This is a genomic window from Kitasatospora sp. NPDC043950, assembly GCF_056435345.1.
The window spans coordinates 1-21,415 of sequence record NZ_JBWKER010000020.1 but is presented as its reverse complement, the minus strand read 5'-3'; the positions used below and the strand labels follow the sequence as shown (position 1 = coordinate 21,415).

The 21,415-nt window shown below is 73.6% G+C and carries 21 protein-coding genes; 10 read left to right on the top strand and 11 right to left on the bottom strand.

Features of this window, described 5'->3' with window-relative positions:
* Positions 1-6 precede the first annotated feature (6 nt).
* The 5 genes from AC07BF_RS15625 to AC07BF_RS15605 all read left to right on the top strand — a co-directional run bounded on the left by AC07BF_RS15625 (position 7) and on the right by AC07BF_RS15605 (position 5,510).
* Complete coding sequence (locus AC07BF_RS15625) at positions 7-1,437, top strand: helix-turn-helix transcriptional regulator (protein ID WP_363579587.1); 1,431 nt, start codon at positions 7-9, stop codon at positions 1,435-1,437.
* Positions 1,438-1,450: 13 nt separating this feature from the next.
* On the top strand, positions 1,451-1,915 hold the full coding sequence (locus AC07BF_RS15620; protein WP_363579588.1) for a protein-tyrosine phosphatase family protein: 465 nt from the start codon (positions 1,451-1,453) through the stop codon (positions 1,913-1,915).
* A gap of 248 nt (positions 1,916-2,163) precedes the next feature.
* The gene (locus AC07BF_RS15615; RefSeq protein WP_478333495.1) at positions 2,164-2,919 is read left to right on the top strand and encodes a (5-formylfuran-3-yl)methyl phosphate synthase; all 756 of its coding nucleotides are present in this window, start codon (positions 2,164-2,166) and stop codon (positions 2,917-2,919) included.
* Positions 2,916-4,331, top strand: coding sequence for an aldehyde dehydrogenase family protein (locus AC07BF_RS15610; RefSeq protein WP_478333463.1), 1,416 nt, complete (start codon positions 2,916-2,918; stop codon positions 4,329-4,331). The genes AC07BF_RS15615 and AC07BF_RS15610 overlap by 4 nt, the downstream gene beginning before the upstream one ends.
* Before the next feature lie 21 nt (positions 4,332-4,352).
* The gene (locus AC07BF_RS15605; protein ID WP_363627607.1) at positions 4,353-5,510 is read left to right on the top strand and encodes an NAD(P)-dependent alcohol dehydrogenase; all 1,158 of its coding nucleotides are present in this window, start codon (positions 4,353-4,355) and stop codon (positions 5,508-5,510) included.
* 24 nt (positions 5,511-5,534) lie between these two features.
* Here the strand turns inward: AC07BF_RS15605 and AC07BF_RS15600 are convergent, their stop codons facing one another.
* The 10 genes from AC07BF_RS15600 to AC07BF_RS15555 all read right to left on the bottom strand — a co-directional run bounded on the left by AC07BF_RS15600 (position 5,535) and on the right by AC07BF_RS15555 (position 14,298).
* Positions 5,535-6,440, bottom strand: coding sequence for a class I SAM-dependent methyltransferase (locus AC07BF_RS15600; RefSeq protein ID WP_363627608.1), 906 nt, complete (start codon positions 6,438-6,440; stop codon positions 5,535-5,537).
* Between the two features lie 162 nt (positions 6,441-6,602).
* The gene (locus AC07BF_RS15595; protein WP_363579592.1) at positions 6,603-7,139 is read right to left on the bottom strand and encodes a DUF3159 domain-containing protein; all 537 of its coding nucleotides are present in this window, start codon (positions 7,137-7,139) and stop codon (positions 6,603-6,605) included.
* Between the two features lie 318 nt (positions 7,140-7,457).
* On the bottom strand, positions 7,458-8,432 hold the full coding sequence (locus tag AC07BF_RS15590) for an urease accessory protein UreD (protein ID WP_363616436.1): 975 nt from the start codon (positions 8,430-8,432) through the stop codon (positions 7,458-7,460).
* Positions 8,429-9,049 carry an urease accessory protein UreG gene (ureG, locus tag AC07BF_RS15585; protein WP_063349828.1) on the bottom strand — a complete coding sequence of 207 codons (621 nt, stop codon included), beginning with the start codon at positions 9,047-9,049 and terminating at the stop codon, positions 8,429-8,431. Before ureG ends, AC07BF_RS15590 begins: the two co-directional genes overlap by 4 nt.
* 97 nt (positions 9,050-9,146) lie before the next feature.
* The gene (locus AC07BF_RS15580; RefSeq protein WP_478333462.1) at positions 9,147-9,917 is read right to left on the bottom strand and encodes an urease accessory protein UreF; all 771 of its coding nucleotides are present in this window, start codon (positions 9,915-9,917) and stop codon (positions 9,147-9,149) included.
* Positions 9,914-11,638, bottom strand: coding sequence for an urease subunit alpha (gene ureC, locus AC07BF_RS15575; RefSeq protein WP_363627609.1), 1,725 nt, complete (start codon positions 11,636-11,638; stop codon positions 9,914-9,916). The genes AC07BF_RS15580 and ureC overlap by 4 nt, the downstream gene beginning before the upstream one ends.
* The gene (locus AC07BF_RS15570; RefSeq protein WP_350887002.1) at positions 11,638-12,036 is read right to left on the bottom strand and encodes an urease subunit beta; all 399 of its coding nucleotides are present in this window, start codon (positions 12,034-12,036) and stop codon (positions 11,638-11,640) included. Before AC07BF_RS15570 ends, ureC begins: the two co-directional genes overlap by 1 nt.
* Before the next feature lie 24 nt (positions 12,037-12,060).
* Positions 12,061-12,927 carry a sirohydrochlorin chelatase gene (locus tag AC07BF_RS15565; RefSeq protein ID WP_478333461.1) on the bottom strand — a complete coding sequence of 289 codons (867 nt, stop codon included), beginning with the start codon at positions 12,925-12,927 and terminating at the stop codon, positions 12,061-12,063.
* A 3-nt stretch (positions 12,928-12,930) separates the two neighbouring features.
* Positions 12,931-13,236, bottom strand: coding sequence for an urease subunit gamma (locus AC07BF_RS15560; RefSeq protein ID WP_063349823.1), 306 nt, complete (start codon positions 13,234-13,236; stop codon positions 12,931-12,933).
* 90 nt (positions 13,237-13,326) lie between these two features.
* Positions 13,327-14,298 carry an urea transporter gene (locus tag AC07BF_RS15555; protein ID WP_478333460.1) on the bottom strand — a complete coding sequence of 324 codons (972 nt, stop codon included), beginning with the start codon at positions 14,296-14,298 and terminating at the stop codon, positions 13,327-13,329.
* Between the two features lie 706 nt (positions 14,299-15,004).
* On the opposite strand from AC07BF_RS15555, the gene AC07BF_RS15550 reads away from it, so the two are divergent.
* Positions 15,005-16,753 carry an MFS transporter gene (locus AC07BF_RS15550; protein ID WP_400804652.1) on the top strand — a complete coding sequence of 583 codons (1,749 nt, stop codon included), beginning with the start codon at positions 15,005-15,007 and terminating at the stop codon, positions 16,751-16,753.
* A complete protein-coding gene (locus AC07BF_RS15545) occupies positions 16,750-17,394 on the top strand; it encodes a MarR family winged helix-turn-helix transcriptional regulator (protein ID WP_478333459.1) in 645 nt (214 codons plus the stop codon). Before AC07BF_RS15550 ends, AC07BF_RS15545 begins: the two co-directional genes overlap by 4 nt.
* A gap of 20 nt (positions 17,395-17,414) precedes the next feature.
* Here the strand turns inward: AC07BF_RS15545 and AC07BF_RS15540 are convergent, their stop codons facing one another.
* Positions 17,415-18,176 (bottom strand): alpha/beta fold hydrolase, encoded by a 762-nt coding sequence (locus AC07BF_RS15540; protein ID WP_363579598.1) that lies wholly within the window; start codon positions 18,174-18,176, stop codon positions 17,415-17,417.
* 104 nt (positions 18,177-18,280) lie between these two features.
* Here AC07BF_RS15540 and AC07BF_RS15535 point away from each other — a divergent pair, with 104 nt between their 5' ends.
* The 3 genes from AC07BF_RS15535 (at position 18,281) to AC07BF_RS15525 (ending at position 21,269) form a co-directional block, all read left to right on the top strand.
* Entirely contained in the window at positions 18,281-18,814 is a 534-nt protein-coding gene (locus AC07BF_RS15535; RefSeq protein WP_478333458.1) for a SigE family RNA polymerase sigma factor, read from the top strand.
* Positions 18,811-19,755 (top strand): hypothetical protein, encoded by a 945-nt coding sequence (locus AC07BF_RS15530; RefSeq protein ID WP_363579600.1) that lies wholly within the window; start codon positions 18,811-18,813, stop codon positions 19,753-19,755. Before AC07BF_RS15535 ends, AC07BF_RS15530 begins: the two co-directional genes overlap by 4 nt.
* A gap of 440 nt (positions 19,756-20,195) precedes the next feature.
* Positions 20,196-21,269, top strand: a complete 1,074-nt coding sequence (locus AC07BF_RS15525) for a serine hydrolase domain-containing protein (RefSeq protein ID WP_363579674.1) — start codon at positions 20,196-20,198, stop codon at positions 21,267-21,269.
* Positions 21,270-21,415 lie beyond the last annotated feature (146 nt).

The window sequence follows — 21,415 nt, the reverse complement described above, 5'->3', positions numbered from 1 at the left end:
GCCGGCATGGGCGACGGCATCGGCGTTGACAAGGACGTGCGCAACGAGACGGGCGAGGACGTGGACGGCAGGGACCTGGACCACGGGAACGGGGATGGGGACGGCGCGGACGAGCGGTGGCGGCAGCACTGGGGCCGCCCCGAGGAGGCGCTGGCGCGGGCCGTCGAGGTGCTGCGCACCCCCCGGCCGCACCTGATGGACCGGCTCTCCGAGGTGGTCGCCACCCTCGTCCCGCACGTGGCGATCGCCCAGCTCAGCGGCATCTGCACCTATTCCCCCACGCTCGCCTTCGGCCCACCCGAGCTGACCGCCGCCGTCAGCGGCCTGGAGCTCGCCAAGCTGGCCGAGACGACCACCTCGGCGACGGCCGACGGCCGGGCCTGGCAGGGCGAGGCGCAGCTGGCCGGGCGGGCGAGGTCCGTCGTGGTGGTCACGGCGTCGGCGTCGGACGCCACCACCGCGGTGCTGGTGCTGGTCCGGGACGGCGGCGCCGACCCGGTGGCGGCCGGGGCGCTCGCCGTCCTCCAGCAGCTGTGGGACTTGGTCACCACCCACTCGCACCACCGCGCCACCGACGCCGGCCCCACCCACGCGGTGGCCTCCCGGGCCTCCGCCAACGCCCGCGCCCGGGCGATCGCCGAGTTCACCGGCTCCCACGGCGCGGCGCTCACCGCGATCCTCGCGCCGCTGCGCTCCGCCGCGCTGGACGACGCCACCGCGCGCCGCGCCGCCACCGAACTGGCCGTGACGGCGCTGCTCGACCTTCGCCGGGGCGCCGACCTGGACCGGGCGCTCAGCGAGGAGCCCGCCGACGCCGCGTTCGCCCGGCTCGACCAGCAGTTGCGCCCGCTGCTGCGGCACACCCGGGTGCGGCTGGACGTCGCGCCGCCGGCGGAGGCAGGCCGGTCCGTGCCGGCGGACACCGCGCACGCCGCCCGGGACGCCGTCCGGGCGGCCGTCCTCGTGATGCTGGAGCAGGACGCCGTGACCAGGCTGCACGTGAGCTGGCGGTTCACCGGTGACACGCTGCGGGCGGTGGTCCGGGACGACGGCCCCGGCCTGCTGGCCACCGACGCGCTGGCCGTCCACCGCACCGCCGACCGGATCGCCGCCCTCGGCGGGCGCTGCGCCATCGAGGCCGTCCCCGGCTGGGGCACCACGGTGAGCGTCGACCTGCCGCTCGGCCTGCCCGAACAACCGCGCGCCACCGACCCGTTGGACGGCCTCCAGCCGCGCGAGCTGGAAGTGCTCGACCAACTGGCCCAGGGCCGGCGAAACCGGGACATCGCCGCGGCGCTGCACATCAGCGAGTCGACGGTGAAGTTCCACGTCGCCAACATCCTGGCCAAGCTCGGCGTCTCCTCGCGCGGCGAGGCGGCGGCCCTGGCCCACCGGGCCGGGATGCCGGGCACCCCGGCCCTGCACGTGGCGTCCTGAGGAGAACCGCGAGATGACCGAGACCACCGAGACCACCGGGCCGACCGGGCCGACCGCGCCCTGGGACCCGGCCGCCCCCGGCGTGCTGCGCCTGCCCTCCGGGCGGCTGCTGCGCGGGCGCGGCCTCAGCCGCCCGCTGCCGCCCGGCCCGCACCCCTCCTTCGGGCTCTACCTGCTGGGCCGCCCGCCCAAGCCGTTCCCGTGGGAGGGCCGTTGGGTGCACTGGCCCGACTTCCGGCTCCCCGCCGACCGGGCGGACGCGGCCGACGCCTTCCGCGAGGTCTGGCGGCGGTCGGCGACCGAACGCGTCGAACTCGCCTGCGCCGGCGGCCACGGCCGCACCGGCACCGCCCTCGCCTGCGTCGCGATCCTGGACGGCGTCCCGGCCGCCGAGGCCGTCGCGTACGTCCGGGAGCACTACGACCGGCACGCGGTGGAGACGCCCTGGCAGCGCCGCTTCGTGGAGCGGTGGGCCTGAACGGCCGTCCCGGGCGGCCAGGAGCAGGAATCCCGACCCCGGCGACCCGACCGCGCCCGTGTGCGACGGGTTCGAACTGGCGTGTCCGGCGCGTCGGGGGGTGATCGCGCCACGACAGTGACCCGTTCGGGTTCCGCGCGCCCTACCGGGGGCCACGGGCCGAAGGAATGATGAGCGGACCGCACGTGATCCAGACGACTCCGCACACCTGCCCCCGGCCGGTGGACCTGCGGTGGAAGGAGCCCACGTTGTTGCTGCTCATCTCCCCGGACGGCGTCGAGGAGGCCCTCGACTGCGCGAAGGCGGCGGAGCACCTCGACATCGTCGACGTCAAGAAGCCGGACGAGGGCTCGCTCGGCGCGAACTTCCCGTGGGTGATCAGGGAGATCCGTGACGCCGTCCCGGCGGACAAGCCGTTGTCCGCCACCGTGGGGGACGTCCCGTACAAGCCCGGCACGGTGGCCCAGGCCGCGCTCGGTGCGGCCGTCTCCGGCGCCACGTACATCAAGGTCGGCCTCTACGGGTGCACGACGCCCGAACAGGCCGTCGACGTCATGCGAGGGGTCGTCCGGGCCGTGAAGGACTACCGGCCGGACGCGTTCGTCGTCGCCTCGGGCTACGCCGACGCCCACCGGATCGGCTGCGTCAACCCGCTCGCGTTGCCCGACATCGCCCGTCGCTCCGGCTCCGACGCGGCCATGCTCGACACCGCGATCAAGGACGGGACCAGGCTGTTCGACCACGTTCCGCCCGAGGTCTGCGCGGAGTTCGTCCGGCTGGCCCACGAAGCCGATCTGCTCGCCGCGCTCGCGGGCAGCATCAAGGCGGCGGACCTCGGCACGCTGACCCGTATCGGCACGGACATCGTGGGAGTGCGCGGGGCCGTCTGCGAGGGCGGCGACCGCACCGCCGGAAGGATCCGGCCGCAGCTGGTGGCCGACTTCCGGGCGGAGATGGACCGGCACGCCCGGGACCACGCGGCCGTCGTCACCGCCGCGAGTTGACCCCCGGCAGGCCGGCGAGCCGGCCCGGCCGCCCGCCCGGGCCCGACGGCGGTCGCTTCGCCGTCGTCGACCCGGCGACGGGCGAGGCCTTCGCCGAGGCCCCCGACCAGCAGCCGGACGCGCTGGACGCCGTCGTCGGCCGGGCCCACGAGGCCTGGCGCAGCTGGCGGGCCGACCCCGCCGCCCGCGCCGCCGCGTTGCGCGCGGCAGCCGACGCCGTGGAGGCGGCCGGAGCCGACCTCGCCCCGCTGATCACCCGGGAACAGGGCAAACCCCTGGCCGAGTCGGCCGCCGAGGTCGCCCGGACGGCGGCCCGCCTGCGCTACTTCGCCGACCTGGCCCCCGGGCCCCAGCCGATCGCGGACGGCCGTCCGGTGCGCAGCGAGATCCGCTGGCGGCCGCTGGGGCCGGTCGCCGCGATCGTCCCGTGGAACTTCCCGCTCCAGCTCGCGGCGGCGAAGTTCGCGCCCGCGCTCGCCGCGGGCAACACGATGGTGCTCAAGCCCTCCCCGTTCACCCCCCTCGCCACCCGGCTGCTGGGGTCCGTCCTCGCCACCGCCCTCCCCGAGGGCGTCCTGACGATCGTCACCGGCCGCGAACCCCTCGGCGCCCGGCTCGCCTCCCACCCGGGGATCCGCCACGTGACCTTCACCGGCTCGGTCCCCACCGGACGGGCCGTCGCGGCGGGCGCGGCCGTCTCGCTCGCCCGGGTCACCCTGGAGCTGGGCGGCAACGACGCCGCCGTCCTGCTGGACGACGTGGACGTGGACCGGATCGCGGACCGGCTGTTCTGGGCGGCGTTCCGCAACTGCGGGCAGGTCTGCATGGCGGTCAAGCGCGTCTACGCCCCGGCCCGGCTCCACTCCCACGTGGTCGAGGCCCTCGCGGAGCGGGCGAAGAGCGTCGTCGTCGGCGCCGGACTCGACCCGGGCACCCAGCTGGGGCCGGTCAACAACGCCCCCCAGCTGGCCAGGGTCGAGCGCTACACGGCCCGGGCCCTGGCGGACGGCGCCCGGGCCGCGGCCGGTGGCCACCGGCTGGACCGGCCGGGCTACTTCTTCGCCCCGACGGTGCTGGCCGACGTCCCCTCCGACAGTCTGGTGGTGACGGAGGAGCAGTTCGGCCCGGTCCTGCCGGTGCTGCCGTACCGGAGCGTCGACGAGGCCGTCGAGGCGGCCAACGACACCGGATTCGGGCTGGGCGGCTCGGTGTGGGGGACGGACCTCGACCGGGCCGAGGTGGTGGCCGACCGGCTGGAGTGCGGGACGGCGTGGATCAACCACCACGCCGAGCTGTCCCTCGCCCAGCCCTTCGCGGGCATCAAGGACAGCGGTGTCGGCGTCGCGGGCGGGCCGTGGGGGCTCTACGGGAACCTCAGGCCGTTCGTCGTGCACCGGCCTGAGGAGGCTTGACGATCCGGAGGAGGCGTGACGATGAGGTTCGACGCGGCGGTACTGCGCTCGTACGAGGGCGGGTTCGTCGTCGAGGAGGTGGTCCTGAACGGGGGGCCGGCCGACGGCGAGGTGCTGGTGCGGATCGCGGGTTGCGGGATGTGCCGCACCGATCTCGCGGTCCGGCGTTCGGCGGGCCGCTCGCCGTTGCCTGCGGTGCTCGGGCACGAGGGGGCCGGGGTCGTGGTGGAGACCGGCGGCCCGGGCACCGGGCTGAGCGTCGGCGACCACGTCGTGCTGAGCTTCGACTCGTGCGGACACTGCCGGAACTGCCTGGGTGCGGCCCCCGCCTACTGCGACTCCTTCGCCGCGCTCAACCTCTTCGGCGGGCGCGAGGAGGAGGCGGCGCGGTTCACCGACGCGGCCGGGGGCGAGCTGGCCCCCCGGTGGTTCGGCCAGTCCTCGTTCGGCGAGTACGCGATGGTTCCGGCGCGCAACGCCGTCCGGGTCGACCGCTCGCTGCCCGTCGACCTGCTCGGGCCCCTCGGCTGCGGCTTCCTGACCGGTGCCGGGGCGGTGTTCAACTCCTTCGGCGCCGGCCCCGGCGACACCGTCCTGGTCCTCGGCGCGGGGGCGGTTGGCCTCGCCGCGGTGATGGCGGCCACGGCCGCCGGGGCGGTGGCCGTGGCCGTCGACCGCTACACCGAACGGCTGAACCTCGCCGAGCGGTTCGGCGCGATCCCGCTGCGCGCCGGACCGGCCGACCACGCCTCCGGGCCCGACCTGGCCTCCCGGCCCGGCCTTGTCCCCCGGCCCGGCCTGGCCGAGCGGATCCAGCGGCTGACCGACGGTGGCGCCCAGTACGCGCTGGACACCACGGCCTCCGGCCCGCTGATCAACGAGGCGCTCCGGGCCCTGCGCCCGACCGGCCACCTCGGGCTGGTGGCCCGGCTCCGCACCGCGCTGTCGCTCGATCCGGGGACACTGGACCGGGGCCGGCGGATCTCGCACATCTGCGAGGGGGACGCGGTGCCGGCGCTGCTGATCCCCCGGCTGACCCGGCTGTGGCAGGCCGGGCGGTTCCCCTTCGACCAGCTGATCCGCCGGTACCCGCTCGCCGCCATCAACGAGGCCGAACGCGACTGCGACGCGGGCCGGGTGGTCAAACCCGTCCTGGTCCCGGAGCGGAGCGCCCGCTGAGCGAGGCGCTCCGCCCTCCTGCACCTACACCCGGGGCTTGTGCGCGAACACCCAGCGGTTGCCCTCCAGCGCGTCGTTCGGCTCGGGCAGGGGACCGCGACCGTGCTGGTGGGTGAAGTCGAAGGGGGTGTGGACCGAGGTGATCCAGCCCTTGCCGGCCAGGGCGCCCGCGGAGTCGGGCCGCGGCTCTCCGTCGAACAGATCGAGCAGGTCGATGCCGATCTGGTGTTTCGTCGAGGTGTAGAGCGGGCTCTCGCGGTACTCCAACAGGCTCTTCTCCAGCTTGACCTCGTACGCCATGGCACTGCCGCCCGCACTCAACCGGTCGACCGTGTCGATGAGTTGCGCCTCGACACCGTTGGGCAGGTAGAAGAGCAACCCCTCCGCCAGCCAGACGCTCGGTACGGCCGCGTCGAAGCCGGCCTCGGTCAGCGCTCCGGCCCAGTCGGCGCACAGGTCGGCGACGACCGGTACGCGCGCCGCCTTCGGGGAGGCCGACAGCCCTCCGAGCACCCCGTGCTTGAAGGCCAGTACGCCCTCCCGGTCGACCTCGAAGACCGTGCAGCCGGGAGGCCAGTCGAGCCGGAACGCCCGCGTGTCCAACCCGGCGCCGAGCAGGACCACTTGGCGGGCGCCCGCGTGCACCGACCGGAGCAGGAAGTCGTCGAGGACCCTCGTCCGCAGGCCGAAGTAGCGCGCGAACCGCCCCCACAGCGGGTTCGCGTCCCCGTCCGGCACCTGGTGCATCCGGACCGGCCAGCCCGCGGACGCCGGCGCGGCGAGCACGAAGTGCTCCGCGTAGACGTCCTGCGCCAGGGTGTCGTGCCGGTGGGTCTCGATCGCGCGCGCCGCGGCGACCAGGAGAGCCGTCAGACCGACACCGCCCTCCACCCCCTCCACACCGGTGCTCCGGTGCGCCGTACCGACCATGTGTCCTCCCCTTGAAGCGAGTTGAGAACGCGAACAGCGAGGAATGCGACTGCCTCCTCACTATCCAGCCGGCCCTCGCCCGTCCGGGAGCGGTCCCACCGGATCCACCCGACCGGGTGAATCCCGCCGCCGCGGCGCCCGGACGCCCCCCGGGTGTGCTGCTCACCGACCGCGCCGGGCCTGTTCGCGCACGTGCTCGGGGTACCAACGGGTGATCCGGAACGCCAGCACCAGCAGGATCACCGGGATGACCCAGGTCAGCCAGTCCTTCGCCGAGCCGACGTGCAGGGCCGCCAGCCCCAGGAGCGCGGTGATCAGGAAGACCGCGCCCCAGAGCGCGGTCAGCAACCGGTTGGTGCGCTGGAACCGCGGCGTACCCCAGACCTCCGGCGGCGTGGACTCCCGGGCGTACTGCTCGGTGAACGGTGTGAACGCCAGCGACCCCAGGGCCACCACCGCGAGCACGCCGCTGGACAGCACCTGCGCGTAGGTCTCCAGCCAGATCAGGCTGTGCCGGTCGAGCGCCAGGCCCAGCACGCAGAGCACGGCGAAGAAGGCCACGCCGACGATGCTGAGCACCTTGAGCGCATGGTGGCGCGCGTCCGGTACGGCGAGGACGAGCGCGGCGACCAGCGCCGTCAGGGCCGCCAGTTTCCAGGTGCTCGGCCCGGCGATGACGTCGAACACGATCCACGGCACGAACGAGAGGAAGACCGAGCCGGATCGCAGACCGCCCCGGCTCTGGCGTCCCGGCCCCGGACCGGGGGCGGGGACGGGGACGGGGGCGGGATCGACTGCCGCGCCGGATGCCGGGCCGCCGGATGCGGGGTCGGGTGGGGAAGGTCCGAACGTGGGTCGGTGCATGAGAGCCTCCGGTTCCATGCTGCGACCAGGCCGGTCCGGCTGCATCCGGGGCCGCCCTCGCCCCCTCGCCCCCTCGCCCCCTCGCGCCCCCTCCCCGAGGCGCCGGGGCGCTTCGGGGAGGTGCGGGGAGGTACGGGGAGGTGCGGAGCGGGGTCAGGTCTTGCGCAGGGCCGGAGCCGGGGCGCCGATGAGGAGCCGGCGGACGGCGTCCCAGGCGGTGCGCTGGGCGGCGGCGCAGGCGCGGGTGTCGGAGCCGAGCAGGCGGAGCCAGGCGCCGCTGTCGTGCGGGAGGACGCTGACGCCGTGGAGCAGGCCGCTGCCGGCCAGGGCCTCGTGCAGGGTGTCGGCGACCTGCGCGGCGGGGGCGAGCGGCGTGACGACGTAGAGGCTGGCCATGACGTCGTGGCCGGCCAGGACCGCCGGGCCGGTCACGCCGGCCTCCGGGGGCTCCAGCCGGACGGTGTCGAGGGCGATCAACTGGCCGTCGGGGCGCCGCACTTCGAGGTCGGAGGCGAACACCTGGTAGGCGTTGCGCTCGCCCCGGGCGAGGCGGCCGGCGAGGACGGTCTCGCCGGCCAGCACGGTGGCGGTGGGGTCGACGGTGAGGACGGTGCGCTGGTAGAGCCGGGAATCGACGAAGGGGATGACGGGCTCGGGCAGGTACTCGACGTAGGCGCGGGGGCCGGCGTCCAGGTTGACCAGCTGCGTCGCGTAGTCGAACTCCATCCGGTAGACCTTGGTGGCCGCCTGGGTGGTGAGGTGGGTCGCGGTGTCGGCGCCGCAGCGCAGGTCGGTGCGGAGCCGGTCGGCCTGGAGGATGCCGCCGCCGGTGGACATCAGGAAGGTGACGGCGAGGTCCGGGCGGGCCGGGTCGAAGTAGAGCGGGCGCATGATCTGCAGCGGCGACTTCTGGTAGTGGCCGGTGAGTTCGGTGCGTTCGCCGATCCGTTCGAAGGCCAGCTCCAGCAGGCCGACCTTGCCGGGGCGCCCGACACCCAGGGTGTCGGGCGTCCCGGCGTACCGGCGGACGGCGTACGGGACGCGGGCCGGCTCGTAGTGCCGCGGATCGAGCCGGGGCACGGCGGCCTCCCCCGCAGCCGCTTCCCCCGCGGCCACCGTGACGGTCATGCCGGGACCTTGCGGAAGGTCTCCAGGAAGGTGGCGATCTCGTCCAGCCCGTGCCCGGTGAGGCAGTTGGTGAGCACGACCGGCCCGCCCTCGCGGACGCGGTGGGCGTCGGACTCCATGATGCCGAGGTCCGCACGGACGTACTGGGCGATGTCGATCTTGTTGATGACCAGCAGGTCGGACTCGGTGATGCCCGGGCCGCGCTTGCGGGGCATCTTCTCGCCCTCGGCGGTGTCCAGGACGAAGAGGAAGAGGTCGACCAGGACGGGGCTGAAGGTCAGCGTGAGGTTGTCGCCACCGGACTCGAACAGCAGGGTGTCGACGTCGGGGAAGCGCTCCAGCATCTCGGCGCCGGCCGCGAGGTTCATCGTCGGGTCGTCCCGGACGGCGGTGTGCGGGCAGGCGCCGGTCTCGACGCCGACGACCCGCTCGGGGTCGAGGACGCCGGCCAGGGTGCGACGCACGTGCTGCGCGTCCTCCTGGGTGTAGATGTCGTTGGTGATGACCGCCGGGCGGTGGCCGTTGGCGATCAGCACCGGGACGAGGGCCTCGATGAGCGCCGTCTTGCCGGAGCCGACCGGCCCGCCGATGCCCACGCGGAGCACGTTCTCGGTCATTGCTGTCTCCTTCTGATGCGGTGTGACGTTGGTTCTGCGTCCGGGAGGAACGGGAGCTGCGACACTCCGGCGCCCGCCCGCACCTCCCGGACGCGGTTCAGCTGGCGAACAGCCGGGCCTCGGCCCGTTCGTGCCGCCCGGACATCGCGTCCGCGACCGGCACGCACCCGCCCAGGTCTTCCAACTCCCGGGCGAGGGCGGCCCGTACGGTCTCCTCGATCACCGGCGCCGCGGCCCGCAGCACCACCTGCGCCTTGCGGTGGTCGGTCAGCCGCAACCGCAGGGCGGCGCCGACGAAGCTGGTGCAGAAGGCGAACAGGTCGCTGGCGACGGCCTGGTCGACGGGCACGGCGGCAGAGGCGTAGGCGACTCCGGCGGCCACCGGCTGGGAGCCGGGGGCCTGCTTAGCGGCGACCAGTTCGGCGTACCGGTCCAGCGGTTCGCCGCCGATCGACTCCCGGGCGATGTCGAGGAGTTGGCGCCCGGTCCGGGTGGATGCCAGGCGCAGCTCGCGGTTGAGTTTGGTGGCGTGCAGCCGCTGGTCCACGTCGACCAGCAGGCCCCAGTCGCCGGCCCGGGCGGCGCCGTGGGCGAGGGCGAGCGCGGTGGCGTCGCCGGGGCCGACCGAGTGGCGCAGCAGGTCGGTGAGCAGGTCGGGCATGGTGTCCGGGGTGACGGCCTTGGCCTGCGCGTAGCCCTCCAGGCCGTGCGAGAGGGTGTAGAAGCCGCTGGGGAAGGCGGAGTCGGTCAGCTGGAGGCTGACCAGCAGGGTGTCCAGGCCTCCCCCGAGCCCGGGAGAGCCAGGCCCCGAAGAACCGGGCCCCGAAGTACCGAGCCCCGAAGTACCGAGCCCTGGAGAGCCGCTCACGCGAGGTAGAACAGGTGGTTGAGCGGGAGTTCGCGGGCGGGCTCGATGGTGGCCGGCTCGCCGTCCAGGGTGACCTTGTAGGTCTCCGGGTCGACGGCGATCTTCGGCAGCGCGTCGTTGCGGACCATGTGCTGCTTGCCGACCGAGCGGCAGCGCCGCACGGGCAGGACCCGGCTGTCCAGCCCGAGTCGGGCCGGGACGCCGAGGTCGATGGCGGCCTGCGACATGAAGGAGACCCGGGTGGCCTGCTTGGCCCGGCCGAGCGCGCCGTACATCGGGCGGTAGTAGACCGGCTGCGGGGTGGGCAGCGAGGCGTTCGGGTCGCCCATCAGCGCCCAGTTGATGACGCCGCCCTTGATGACCATCTTGGGCTTGGCGCCGAAGGAGTTGATCGGCCAGAGCACGATGTCGGCGAGCTTGCCGCTCTCCAGCGAGCCGATGTGGTCGGCGGTGCCGGAGGCGATGGCCGGGTTGATGGTGAGCTTGGCGAGGTAGCGCAGGACGCGGAAGTTGTCGTTGCGCTCGCTGTCGCCGTCGAGCTTGCCGCGCTGGTCCTTGCAGTGGTGGGCGGTCTGGAAGGCGCGGGTGAAGGACTCCCCGATCCGACCCATCGCCTGCGAGTCCGAGGAGAAGATCGAGATGACGCCCTCGTCGTGCAGGACGGTCTCGGCGGCGATCGTCTCGGCGCGGACCCGGGAGTCGGCGAAGGAGACGTCCTCGGGGATGTCGTGGCTGAGGTGGTGGCAGACCATCACCATGTCCAGCAGCTCGTCGACCGAGTTGACGGTGTAGGGCAGCGTGGGGTTGGTGGAGGACGGCAGGACGTTGGGCTCGCCGGCGATCCGCATGATGTCGGGGGCGTGGCCGCCGCCCGCGCCCTCGGTGTGGAAGGTGTGGATGGTGCGGCCGTCGATGGCGGAGAGGGTGTCCTCGAAGAAGCCGCCCTCGTTGAGGGTGTCCGTGTGGATGGCCACCTGGACGTCGTACTCGTCGGCGACGCCGAGCGCGCTGTCGATGGCGGCGGGGGTGCTGCCCCAGTCCTCGTGCACCTTGAGGCCGCAGACGCCGGCCTCGACCTGCTCGCGCAGGGCGCCGGGCAGCGAGCCGTTGCCCTTGCCGAGGAGTCCGACGTTGACCGGGAGGTCCTCGACCGCCTGGTACATCCGGTGGATGTTCCACGGGCCGGGGGTGCAGGTGGTGCCGTTGGTGCCGTCGGAGGGGCCGGTGCCGCCGCCGATGAGGGTGGTGATGCCGTTGCTCAGCGCCTCCTGAACCTGCTGCGGGGCGATGAAGTGGATGTGGGTGTCGATGCCGCCGGCGGTGGCGATCAGGTGCTCGCCGGAGATCACCTCGGTGCCGGGGCCGATGACCAGCTGGGGGTGCACGCCGCTCTGGGTGTGCGGGTTGCCGGCCTTGCCGACGGCGGTGATGAAGCCGTCCTTGACGCCGATGTCGCCCTTGACCACGCCGAGGACGGCGTCCATCACGACGACGTTGGTGATCACCAGGTCCAGCGCGCCCTGGGCGGAGGTGGCGGCCGGGTCCTGGGCCATGCCGTCGCGGATGCCCTTGCCGCCGCCGTAGACGGCCTCGTCGCCGTAGTGGCCCTGGTTGAAGTCCTTCTCGATCTCGACGACGAGGTTGGTGTCGGCGAGGTGGAAGCGGTCACCGACCGTGGGCCCGAAGAGATCGGTGTACTGCTTGCGGGACAGCGTGGCCATCAGCGGTCGCCTTCCTTGTGGTCGAGGTTGGTGCCCTTGAACCCGAGGGCGATCGCCCGGTCGATCGCCCGGGCGCGGGTGTCGGCCGACCTGATGCCGCCGTCGACGAGGTTGCTGAAGCCGATCAGGCGGCCGTGGCCGCCGAACTCGGCGAGCGTGACGTCCTTGGTGTCGCCCGGCTCGAAGCGGACGGCGGTGCCGGCCGGGATGTCCAGGTGCTTGCCGTAGGCGGCGTTGCGGTCGAAGTCGAGGGCGCGGTTGACCTCGAAGAAGTGGTAGTGCGAGCCGACCTGGATCGCCCGGTCGCCGGTGTTGCTGACCGTGATGGTGACCTGGGCGCGACCGGCGTTGATCTCCACCGGGTCGTCGCCGTACAGGTACGTGGCGCCACCAGACATGGCGGGCCCTTCCTCTCTGTCGGTTCAGTGATGTGTGTGGCCGTGGGTGTGTCCGTCGGCGGCACCGGGGCCGTGGCCGTGCGAGTGGTCCCCGCCGGGGCCGTGGCTGTGGGCGTAGCCGTGCCCGTGCTCGGCGTCGAGGCCGGCCAGGATGCCGTCCTCGCCGTGGCCGAGCAGGTGCAGGGCCGCCGCGGTGCGGGCCGCGACGACGCCGGCGATCGCGGACGACCGCAGCAGCGGCCCGCCGTCCCGCACCCCGGGCAGTTCGGTGCGCAGCGCCGGTCCGAACGAGGCCGGTACGGCCGTCACTTCGCGGGCGCCGAGCAGCCGGCAGCGTTCGGCGCCCTCGGCGAGGTCGGGGTCGCCGCCCGCGAAGGCCACCTCGGCCCAGCGGTGGTGGCCGTACTGGCGGACCAGCCGGGCGATCCGGAACAGGTCCGCGTCCTCGAACGGGCCGGCCGCCGGGGCGGTGACCAGCACGGCGCCGTCGGGCCCGGGGGCGGCGTAGGCCGCGGCCCGCAGCCAGCCGACGAGGTGGTCCTTGCCGCCGAACGCCCCGGTCAGGGCGAGTCGTCCGCGCCCCTCCCCTGCTGCCAGCCAGCGCAGCGCCCGGGCGGTGTCGGCCACCAGCTTCGGGTCGCGGCCCAGCGTCATCGGGACGACGCACACCGGGCCGTCGGTGGCGGCCAGCGCCGAGCGGACGGCCTCGCCGAGCGCCCGGCCGGCGGCGGCCGCGGCGTGGACGGCGGGCTCGCGCTCCACCAGGGCGGCCAGGTCCCGGCCGCCGTCGCTCTCGTGCCCGCCGGCCAGCACCACCGTGGCGGCGGGCGGCGGGGCCGAGGTCGGCGCCGGCGTCGGACCGGTCGCCGCTTCCGCCTGACGTACGGTCATGGCTCAGGCACCCACCGGGTCGTGGCAGGAGACCAGCTTGGTGCCGTCCAGGAACGCGGCCTCGACCTGGAGCAGCGGCAGCATCTCGCGGACGCCGGGCATGACGTCCTCGCCGCTGACGACCTGCTTGCCGATCTCCATGCACTCGGCGACGGTGCGCCCGTCCCGGGCGCCCTCCATGATCGCCTCGCTGATCAGCGCGCAGGCCTCGCTGTAGTTCAGTTTCACACCGCGGTCGCGGCGTTTGCGGGCCAGATCGGCCACAACGTAGATGTACAGCTTGTCCATCTCACGCGGGGCGAGATTCACGGGAATCACTCTTCCTTTCCGAGGGAACTCCGCAGGAACTCCGAATGAACACGCCTGTCACGAGCGGGAATTCGGACTACCGAAACCCGGTCAGACCCTGCGCAGCCGGGGAATGGCCGGCACCGCCGCCAGGAACAGCATGGTGGTCAGGACGAACGGCCAGGTGAAGGCGTGGCCGCCGAACGGCACGGTGGCGGCGGCCAGCGCCGGGGTCAGGACGGTGGCGGCGGCCGCGCCGAGGACGGCGTAGGCCGCGCTCCACCCGCCGGGGGCGACGAACACGCCGCACAGCGCCATCGCGACGAGCACCCCGCTGTACCCGAGCAGCCCCTGGCCGACGGCGTCGGCGGGCGCGCCGAGCGTCCAGGCGGTGAGCAGCCCGGTCGCACTGCCCGCGCAGGCCAGCAGGCCGGCCGGGCGGCTGGCCGCGAAGATGCCTGCCAGGAACAGCAGGCCGACGTACCACTGGGGCATGAAGAAGATCTGGCCGATGTTGGCGAAGAACCCGTGCCACATCTGGTCCCAGGTCAGCCCGGTCGGGCCGGCGGCCGGCCCGGCCAGGGCGGTCGGGGCGCCGGTGCCGTGCCACAGGTGGCGGAAGCCGGGCGCCGCGGCCGTCGTCGCGGTGGCGACCAGGCAGAACGGCGCGGTGAGCGCGGGCAGTTTCCAGGTGTCGAGCACCGCGCCGAGGCCCGCGGTGACCACCACGGCGACGACGGCGCCGAGGACGGCCGCCGCGACAGTGGCGGGGTGGTCGGGGCCGAGGAACACCGCGCACCCCAGCGCCACCAGGCAGCCGTTGTAACCGTGCAGCCCGGCCTCGACGGCGTCGCGCGCCAACCGCAGGCCGTACGCGACGGCGGTGCCGACGGCGGTGCCGAGCAGGCCGTAGACGCCGTAGCGCCAGCCGGCCGCGAAGAGTGCGGCCACGAAGAACAGGCCGCAGACGGCGGACGGCATGAAGTCCACCTGCGCGACGCCGCGCAGGACTTCGACGGCTAACTTGAGGGATATCGGGCGGGCGGCCTCCGAGGCCCCCGGCTCACCCTTTTTCTGACCCATACTTCGCACCAATTCCCGGTACGTCTTTCCACGGCATGGCGAATAGTCCCGCAAGGCTGCTCGACTTTACTCGCGAGCACGCCCGGCGATTCCTCCGGAACCGTACTCCTGCGGAATGCCGGTCGGCGCGGACACGACCGGTTACACCCGTATGGCGAAGGGTGATCATCAGGCCTCTGAGCTGCAACAATATGTTGATTGCGCAGGTCAGCGACCCCCCTGCGGAGAGCCATTCTTTGCGAAGTTTTACTTGCGGCAGACGAAAATGAGAAGGTGGTCATGTCAAGGAATTCGACACGAAGCCGCCCCGGTCAGGCAATTCGGACATCCGGCGCCACGAAAAGGCGGCGCAGCACTGCGGGAATGTGGCGGAAATGTGTATGCGCCGCGTCGGAAAGCAGGGGCCGCCGGACGTGAGCCTGTGCGTACGAGCCGGCCTCCGGGCCCCGGCCGCGCGGGAGCGGGCCGCCGGCCACCGGCCACCGGCCACCGACGGTCGGTGGCCGACGGTCGATGGCCGGTGGCGGCCCCGGGATGCCTGCGGGCTATCGGCAGCAGGATGGTCGGACTATCGTTAGTTAGCGAAAGCTATCGAAGTACTCTCCGACTGGCGGCCCCCCGGCCTGCCACTCACCTGGGGGCAGCGGTGGCGACGAAGATCCCGAACAACGGCAGAGGCAGGCGCGTCCGCACGGTCCGCGGGGCTGTGGCGGCGGACCATCCGCGCTACAAGTGGGTCGCACTCTCCAACACCACGCTCGGCACCCTGATCGCCACCATCAACGCCTCGATCGTCCTGATCTCCCTCCCCGCGATCTTCAACGGCATCGGCCTGGACCCGCTCCAACCCGGCAACGTCAGCTACCTGTTGTGGATGCTGATGGGCTACATGCTGGTCACCGCCGTCCTGGTGGTCACCCTCGGCAGGCTGGGCGACATCCACGGCCGGGTGCGGATCTACAACGCCGGCTTCCTGATCTTCACCCTCACCTCGGTGGCCCTCTCCCTCGACCCGCTGCACGGCGGGCCGGGCGCGCTGTGGCTGATCGGCTGGCGGGTGGTGCAGGCGATCGGCGGCTCGATGCTGATGGCCAACTCGGCCGCGATCATCACCGACGCGTTCCCCGCCCACCGGCGCGGCATGGCGCTAGGGGTGAACATCGTCGCGGGCATCGCCGGCTCCTTCATCGGCCTGGTGCTGGGCGGGCTGCTGGCCGAGTGGAACTGGCGGTCGATCTTCTGGGTCAACGTGCCGATCGGCATCCTCGGCACGGTCTGGGCCTACCGGTCGCTGCGCGAGACCGGCGTACGGCGGCCCGCCCGGATCGACTGGTGGGGCAACATCACCTTCGCCGTCGGCCTGACCGCCCTGCTCGCCGCGATCACCTACGGCATCCAGCCCTACGGCGGCCACACCATGGGCTGGACCAGCCCCTGGGTGCTGGGCGGGCTGTTCGGCGGTGTGGCGCTGCTGATCGCCTTCTGCCTGGTCGAGTCCAGGGTCGCCGAGCCGATGTTCCCGCTGGCGCTGTTCCGCGACCCGGTCTTCGCCGGCGGCAACGCGGCCACCCTGCTGGGCTCGATCGCCCGCGGCGGCCTCCAGTTCATGCTGATCATCTGGCTCCAGGGCATCTGGCTGCCGCTGCACGGCTACGACTACGCCGACACCCCGCTGTGGGCGGGCATCTACCTCGTCCCGCTGACCGTCGGCTTCCTGGCCGCCGGGCCGGTCTCGGGCTACCTCTCCGACCGGGCCGGGGCCCGGCTGTTCGCCTCCGGCGGGCTGGTGGTGATGGCCCTGTCCTTCGCCGGACTGCTGCTCCTGCCCACCGACTTCGGCTACCCGTGGTTCGCCGTCCTGGTGTTCCTCAACGGCCTGGGCGGCGGCCTGTTCGCGGCCCCCAACACCTCGCTGATCATGTCGAGCGTGCCGGCCGAGGCCCGCGGCGCCGCCTCCGGCATGAGGGCCACCTTCCAGAACGCCGGCATGGTGCTCTCGATCGGCGTCTTCTTCTCCCTGATGGTGGCCGGCCTGGCCGGCTCGCTGCCGCACACCCTCACCGCCGGGCTGACCGCGCAGGGCGTGCCCGCCGCCGACGCGCACACCATCGCCTCGCTGCCACCGGTCGGCACGCTCTTCGCCGCGTTCCTCGGCTACAACCCGATCCAGCAGCTGCTGGGCCCGCACGTGCTCGGCATGCTCCCGGCGGCCAACGCCCGGACGCTGACCGGCCGGGAGTTCTTCCCGCAACTGATCTCGGGCCCCTTCCACGACGGCCTGGTCGTGGTGTTCTGGCTGGCGATCGCCATGTCGCTGGTCGCCGCGGCGGCCTCGCTGGTGCGCGAGCGGACCGGGCCGCGGCGCCCCCGCCGCCCCCGGCCGGGCGCGGGCGAGGCCGCCGGACGGCCCGGCGCGAACCGGCCCGCACCGCACGGAAAGGCCCGCAGGCCATGACCGGGCGCGATGCCGCGACCGACGCCGACACCGTGACTGACACCGACGCCGTGACTGACGCCGACACCGTGACCGACCCCGATGCCGACACCGGGGCCGGGAGCCACAGCGGAGCCGGGGCCGGTCTCTCCGCCGAGGCCCTCGTCCGGCTGCGGCTGGCGATCGGCCGGCTCAACCGGCAGATGGCCCGCGCCTCCGGCGGCCAGGACCTCACCGTCGCCCAACTCTCCGCCCTGGCCCGGGTGGAGGTGCACGGCCCGCTGCGGCTCGGCGAACTCGCCGCGCGGGAGGGAGTGGCCGTGCCGTCCGTGCTCCGTACGATCGCCCCGCTGACCGCCGACGGCCTGATCGCCAAGACCCCCGATCCGCTGGACGGCCGCTCCCAGTTGCTCGAACTCACCCCGGCCGGCCTGGCGGCGATCACCCGGATCCGCCGGGAGCGCTCCGCTCTGCTGGCCCGCCGCAGCACGCGGCTCACCCCGCAGCAGTGCCGCCGACTGGAGGCGGCCGTACCGCTGTTGGAGCTGCTGCTGGACGATCCCGACGCAGCCTGCCCCAGCCAAGCCTGTCCCGATCCGTCCTCCCCCGACCCGGCCTGCCCAGACCCGCCCCGCCCCGGCCGGCGCGGCTCCGCCGGCTGAGGCAGCGCTGCTCGGGGCGCCTACGCCGTCTCGCGGAGGAATCCGGTGAGCAGCTCGAAGGTCTCCTCGGGCCGCTCCAGACCGGGGAAGTGGCCGGCCCAGGGCAGTTCGAGCCGGCGGGCACCGGGGATCCGGGTCGCCAAGGAGTCGGCGATCTGCCGGAAGTCGTCCAGGTCGTGGCCGCCGGTCACGACCAGGCAGGGCGCCGTGATCCGGGAGAGGTCCGCTTCGTCGTCGGTGGGGCCGACCTCGGCGTCCGCCTGCACCTCGAAGGCGCGCCGCTGCATCCGGCGGACGAGTTCGCGGGCCTCGTCGCCCGCCTCCGGGCCCAGCCAGCTCTCGACGTTGAGCTCGACGGCGCCCTCCACGTCCCCGGTCGCGAGGAGTTCCCGCTCCCGCGCGGCGAAGGCCATCAGGGCGTCACCGGCGACGTGCCCGGACGCCCCGGAGCAGAGCAGGGCCAGCGCGGTGACGGCCCCGGGGCGCAGCGCCGCCACGTCCATGGCGACCTTCCCCCCGTACGAGGCGCCGATCAGCGCGGTGCTCTCGACGCCCAGGTGGTCGAGGAGCGCCAGCACGTCCTGCGCGTCGCTGTACGGGGCGTCGGCCGGCGGCGTGTCGCCGAAGGCCCGGAAGTCGCCCCGGATCACCCGGTAGCCCGCGTCGACCAGCCCCTGCCACTGCGGGTCCCACATCCTCCGGTCGCACACGGACGAGTGCAGCAGCACCACGGTGGGGCGGTTGCCCGGCAGGTCATGAGATACGTCATGGGAGAGGATCATCCGCGGATCGTATCGACGCCCCGGGGGACGCCAACCGGTTTGGTGATCGGCGGGAGTAAGCGCTTTGGGCCGCTTCCGGGCTCTAGGTGGGTGAGGAGGTGCTCATGGGAGGCACGAAGACCGACCGGGACGAGGAGTTCCAGGCGTTCATCGTCGGGGCCTGGCCACGGCTGCTGCGGACGGCGTACCTGTTGGCCGGGGAGCAGTACGCGGCCGAGGACCTGGTGCAGTCCGCGGCGGAGAAGGCCTGCGCGGCCTGGGCGAAGGTGCGACGGGCCGGCGATCCGCACAGCTACGTGCGGCGGATCCTGGTGAACGAACACGCCCGCCGCTGGCGCCGCCGCGCGCCGGAGCTGCTGGTGTACGCGGTGCCGGACGAGGCCGGAGCGGAGGACTGGTACGCCCGCTCCGACCAGCGCGGCGCGCTGATGACGGCGCTGGCCGCCCTGCCGGCCCGCCAGCGCGAGGCTGTGGTGCTGCGGTACTGGGAGGACCTGAGCGACAGTCAGGCCGCCGAGGCGATGGGCTGCTCGGCCGGAGCCGTGCGCAGCCACGCGGCCAAGGGGATCGCGAGACTGCGGGGGGCCGCAGCGCTGAAGGAAATCAAGGGCATGACGAGCATCGGAGGTGCGGTATGAGCGCGGGTGGCAACGGCGGGACGGTCGGCATGGGCGCGGCGGGCGACGACGGCGACGTGTGGGTCGGGCTCGGCCTGGCGGAGGTGGCGGCCGGGGCCAAGGTCGGCCCGGCGCCGATGGCGGACATCATGGCGGGCGGCCGCCGGATCCGGCGCCGTCGCCGGTCGGTGGTCGGCGCGCTCGCGCTGGCCTCCGTGGTGGTGCTGGGCGGCGGGACGATGGCGGGTCTGCACAGTTCCCCCGCGAGCAGCGGCACCCAGTCGCTCGTCCCGGCCAACGGCGGTCCCGGCGGCGGCACCGGGGGCGGTCCGGCCGCCCAGCCGTCCGGCACGGCGACGGCCGAGCGGGATCCGTTCACCCCGGTCCGGGTGACGCTGGCCCAGGGCAGCACCCCCGACGGCAAGACGTGGAAGCTCTGGACGGCACTCTGGCCGGTCGCCCCGAAGGAGCGGGCGTACGAGCAGGCGGTGGCCGTCTGGGAGGAGCGCCACGCCGTCGACTCCTCACTCGACAAGCCGACGGAGGCGTTCATCCAGCAGTACTGGCAGCCCACCGAGGACGTCGTGAACGACTACGTCACCCTGGACGACGTGCGCCAGCCGTACGACAACGCGGGCAGCTACCCGGCGCCTGGCCACGTCGACCCGCGGATGGCCGACACGTTCAGCGGCGGCCTGATGGGCGCCCGGGACAAGGCCGGCACGCCCGGTCCGCTCCCGATCAAGCTCGCCGTGATGGCCCTCGGCCCGGACGTCGGCAAGGTCCTGGTGACCTGGTCGGACGGCTCGGTCATGGAGCCGTGGCTGAAGGCCGTCGGGGACTCGCCGTACCAGCGGCTGGTGGTCCCCGAGCAGCCGGGCAAGAAGGTGACGTCGTGGCAGTTCTTCGACAAAAACGGCGCCAAGCTGCCGGACGCCGGCGAGAAGATGCTGACCGAGTAGCGGTCGGCGCGACCGGCTGAACACGACCGGCTGATCACGACCGGGCCGGCCACGACCGCCCGACCAGGCCCGCGGGGCCGGCCCGCACCCCCGTCGAGCCGGCCCCGCGTCGGCGTGCGGGCGGTCGGCGTGCGGAGCGCTCGGCGTGCGGGGCGGTCGGCGTGCGGGGCGGTCGGTGCGCATCGCGGAAACGTGGGAGAAAGTGCTCCCCCGGTCGGGGGAGGTCATCGACGAGCCGCCCGAGCAGACTGGCGATCACACCCGGGGAGGACTTCCCGGCCTCCCCTTGATTGCACCGGAGTTGACTCGTGCGTGAGCAGATGTGGCAGCCGCTTTCCTCCCGGCCTTCTTCCCGGCGTTCGTCCCGGCTCTCCTCCCGGCGCCCGCAGGCCGGTCGGCGCGGGGTCGTCGTGGCGGCGGCGGCGGTGGCCGTCGGCGTCATGACCGCGGGCACCGCCCTGGCACCGTCCACGGCAGCCGCCGCCCCCCGCCCGGACGCCGTCCAGCAGGGGCTGAACGCGCTGGTCCGTGACGACGGCCTGCCCGCCGCGCTGGCCGGCGTCCAGGGCCGTGACGGCCGCACCCGCACCTACACCGCGGGGGTCGGCGACGTCACCACCCGCGCGAAGGTGCCGGTCGACGGCCAGGTGCGGATCGGCAGCAACACCAAGACGTTCACCGCGGTGGTCGTGCTGCAGCTGGTCGGCGAGGGGAAGATCGGGCTCGACGAGCCCGTCGAGTCCTACCTCCCCGGCCTGGTCCGCGGCGACGGCATCGACGGTCGCCACATCACGGTCCGCCAGCTCCTCCAGCACACCAGCGGGCTCCCGGACTACGAGGGCTACATCGACGAACCCTCCATCCAGCACCGGTACTTCGAGCCGCGCGACCTGCTGGACATCGCCTTCCAGCACAAGGCCGACTTCGCCCCGGGGGCGAGCTTCAAGTACAGCAGCACCAACTACGTGCTCGCCGGCCTGGTCGTCCAGAAGGTCACCGGCCGCCCCATCGCCGAACAGATCGACCAGCGCATCATCAAGCCCCTCGGCCTGCGGCACACCTACTACCCCGCCCAGGGCGACCGGACCATCCGCGAGGCCCACCCCCAGGGCTACCTCAAGGACGCGACCGACGGGCACCTGATCGACTTCACCGAGCTGGACCCCTCCGCGGGCGGGGCGGCGGGCCAGATGATCTCCACCAACTCCGACGTCAACCAGTTCTTCACCGCCCTCCTCGGCGGCCGCCTCCTGCAACCGGCCCAGCTCGCCCAGATGCGTACCACCGTCCCCATCGGCGACAGCGGCGCCGCCTACGGCCTGGGGCTCATCAGCCGGCCGCTGTCCTGCGGCGGCGTCTACTGGGGCCACGGCGGCGACATCCCCGGCTACGAGACCCGGGGCGGGGCGACGGACGACGGCCGCGCCGTCAACATCGCGGTGACCACCGTCCCGCCGGACGCCGCCGGCTCGGAGCACGTCGAGAACGTCGTGGACACGGCCCTGTGCCGCTGACCGAAGTCCGGTGAGGGAGTGGGGAGGCGGGTGGGGCGACCTCCCCCCCCCCCCTTCCCCCCCCCCCCGGTTCCGTGTTCAAAAGGAAAAGCCCTCAAGACGTGTGGGGCCTCCATTGGCTAAGAGCTCCCCGCCGGGGGTGGAGG

What these genes read in the sequence shown, in the direction of transcription:
- AC07BF_RS15625 (WP_363579587.1), top strand. Translation starts at nt 7, where the DNA reads ATGGGCGACGGCATCGGCGTTGACAAGGACGTGCGCAACGAGACGGGC.
- AC07BF_RS15620 (WP_363579588.1), top strand. Translation starts at nt 1,451, where the DNA reads ATGACCGAGACCACCGAGACCACCGGGCCGACCGGGCCGACCGCGCCC.
- AC07BF_RS15605 (WP_363627607.1), top strand. Translation starts at nt 4,353, where the DNA reads ATGAGGTTCGACGCGGCGGTACTGCGCTCGTACGAGGGCGGGTTCGTC.
- AC07BF_RS15600 (WP_363627608.1), bottom strand. Translation starts at nt 6,440, where the DNA reads ATGGTCGGTACGGCGCACCGGAGCACCGGTGTGGAGGGGGTGGAGGGC.
- AC07BF_RS15590 (WP_363616436.1), bottom strand. Translation starts at nt 8,432, where the DNA reads ATGACCGTCACGGTGGCCGCGGGGGAAGCGGCTGCGGGGGAGGCCGCC.
- ureG (WP_063349828.1), bottom strand. Translation starts at nt 9,049, where the DNA reads ATGACCGAGAACGTGCTCCGCGTGGGCATCGGCGGGCCGGTCGGCTCC.
- ureC (WP_363627609.1), bottom strand. Translation starts at nt 11,638, where the DNA reads ATGGCCACGCTGTCCCGCAAGCAGTACACCGATCTCTTCGGGCCCACG.
- AC07BF_RS15570 (WP_350887002.1), bottom strand. Translation starts at nt 12,036, where the DNA reads ATGTCTGGTGGCGCCACGTACCTGTACGGCGACGACCCGGTGGAGATC.
- AC07BF_RS15565 (WP_478333461.1), bottom strand. Translation starts at nt 12,927, where the DNA reads ATGACCGTACGTCAGGCGGAAGCGGCGACCGGTCCGACGCCGGCGCCG.
- AC07BF_RS15555 (WP_478333460.1), bottom strand. Translation starts at nt 14,298, where the DNA reads ATGGGTCAGAAAAAGGGTGAGCCGGGGGCCTCGGAGGCCGCCCGCCCG.
- AC07BF_RS15545 (WP_478333459.1), top strand. Translation starts at nt 16,750, where the DNA reads ATGACCGGGCGCGATGCCGCGACCGACGCCGACACCGTGACTGACACC.
- AC07BF_RS15540 (WP_363579598.1), bottom strand. Translation starts at nt 18,176, where the DNA reads ATGATCCTCTCCCATGACGTATCTCATGACCTGCCGGGCAACCGCCCC.
- AC07BF_RS15535 (WP_478333458.1), top strand. Translation starts at nt 18,281, where the DNA reads ATGGGAGGCACGAAGACCGACCGGGACGAGGAGTTCCAGGCGTTCATC.
- AC07BF_RS15530 (WP_363579600.1), top strand. Translation starts at nt 18,811, where the DNA reads ATGAGCGCGGGTGGCAACGGCGGGACGGTCGGCATGGGCGCGGCGGGC.
- AC07BF_RS15525 (WP_363579674.1), top strand. Translation starts at nt 20,196, where the DNA reads ATGACCGCGGGCACCGCCCTGGCACCGTCCACGGCAGCCGCCGCCCCC.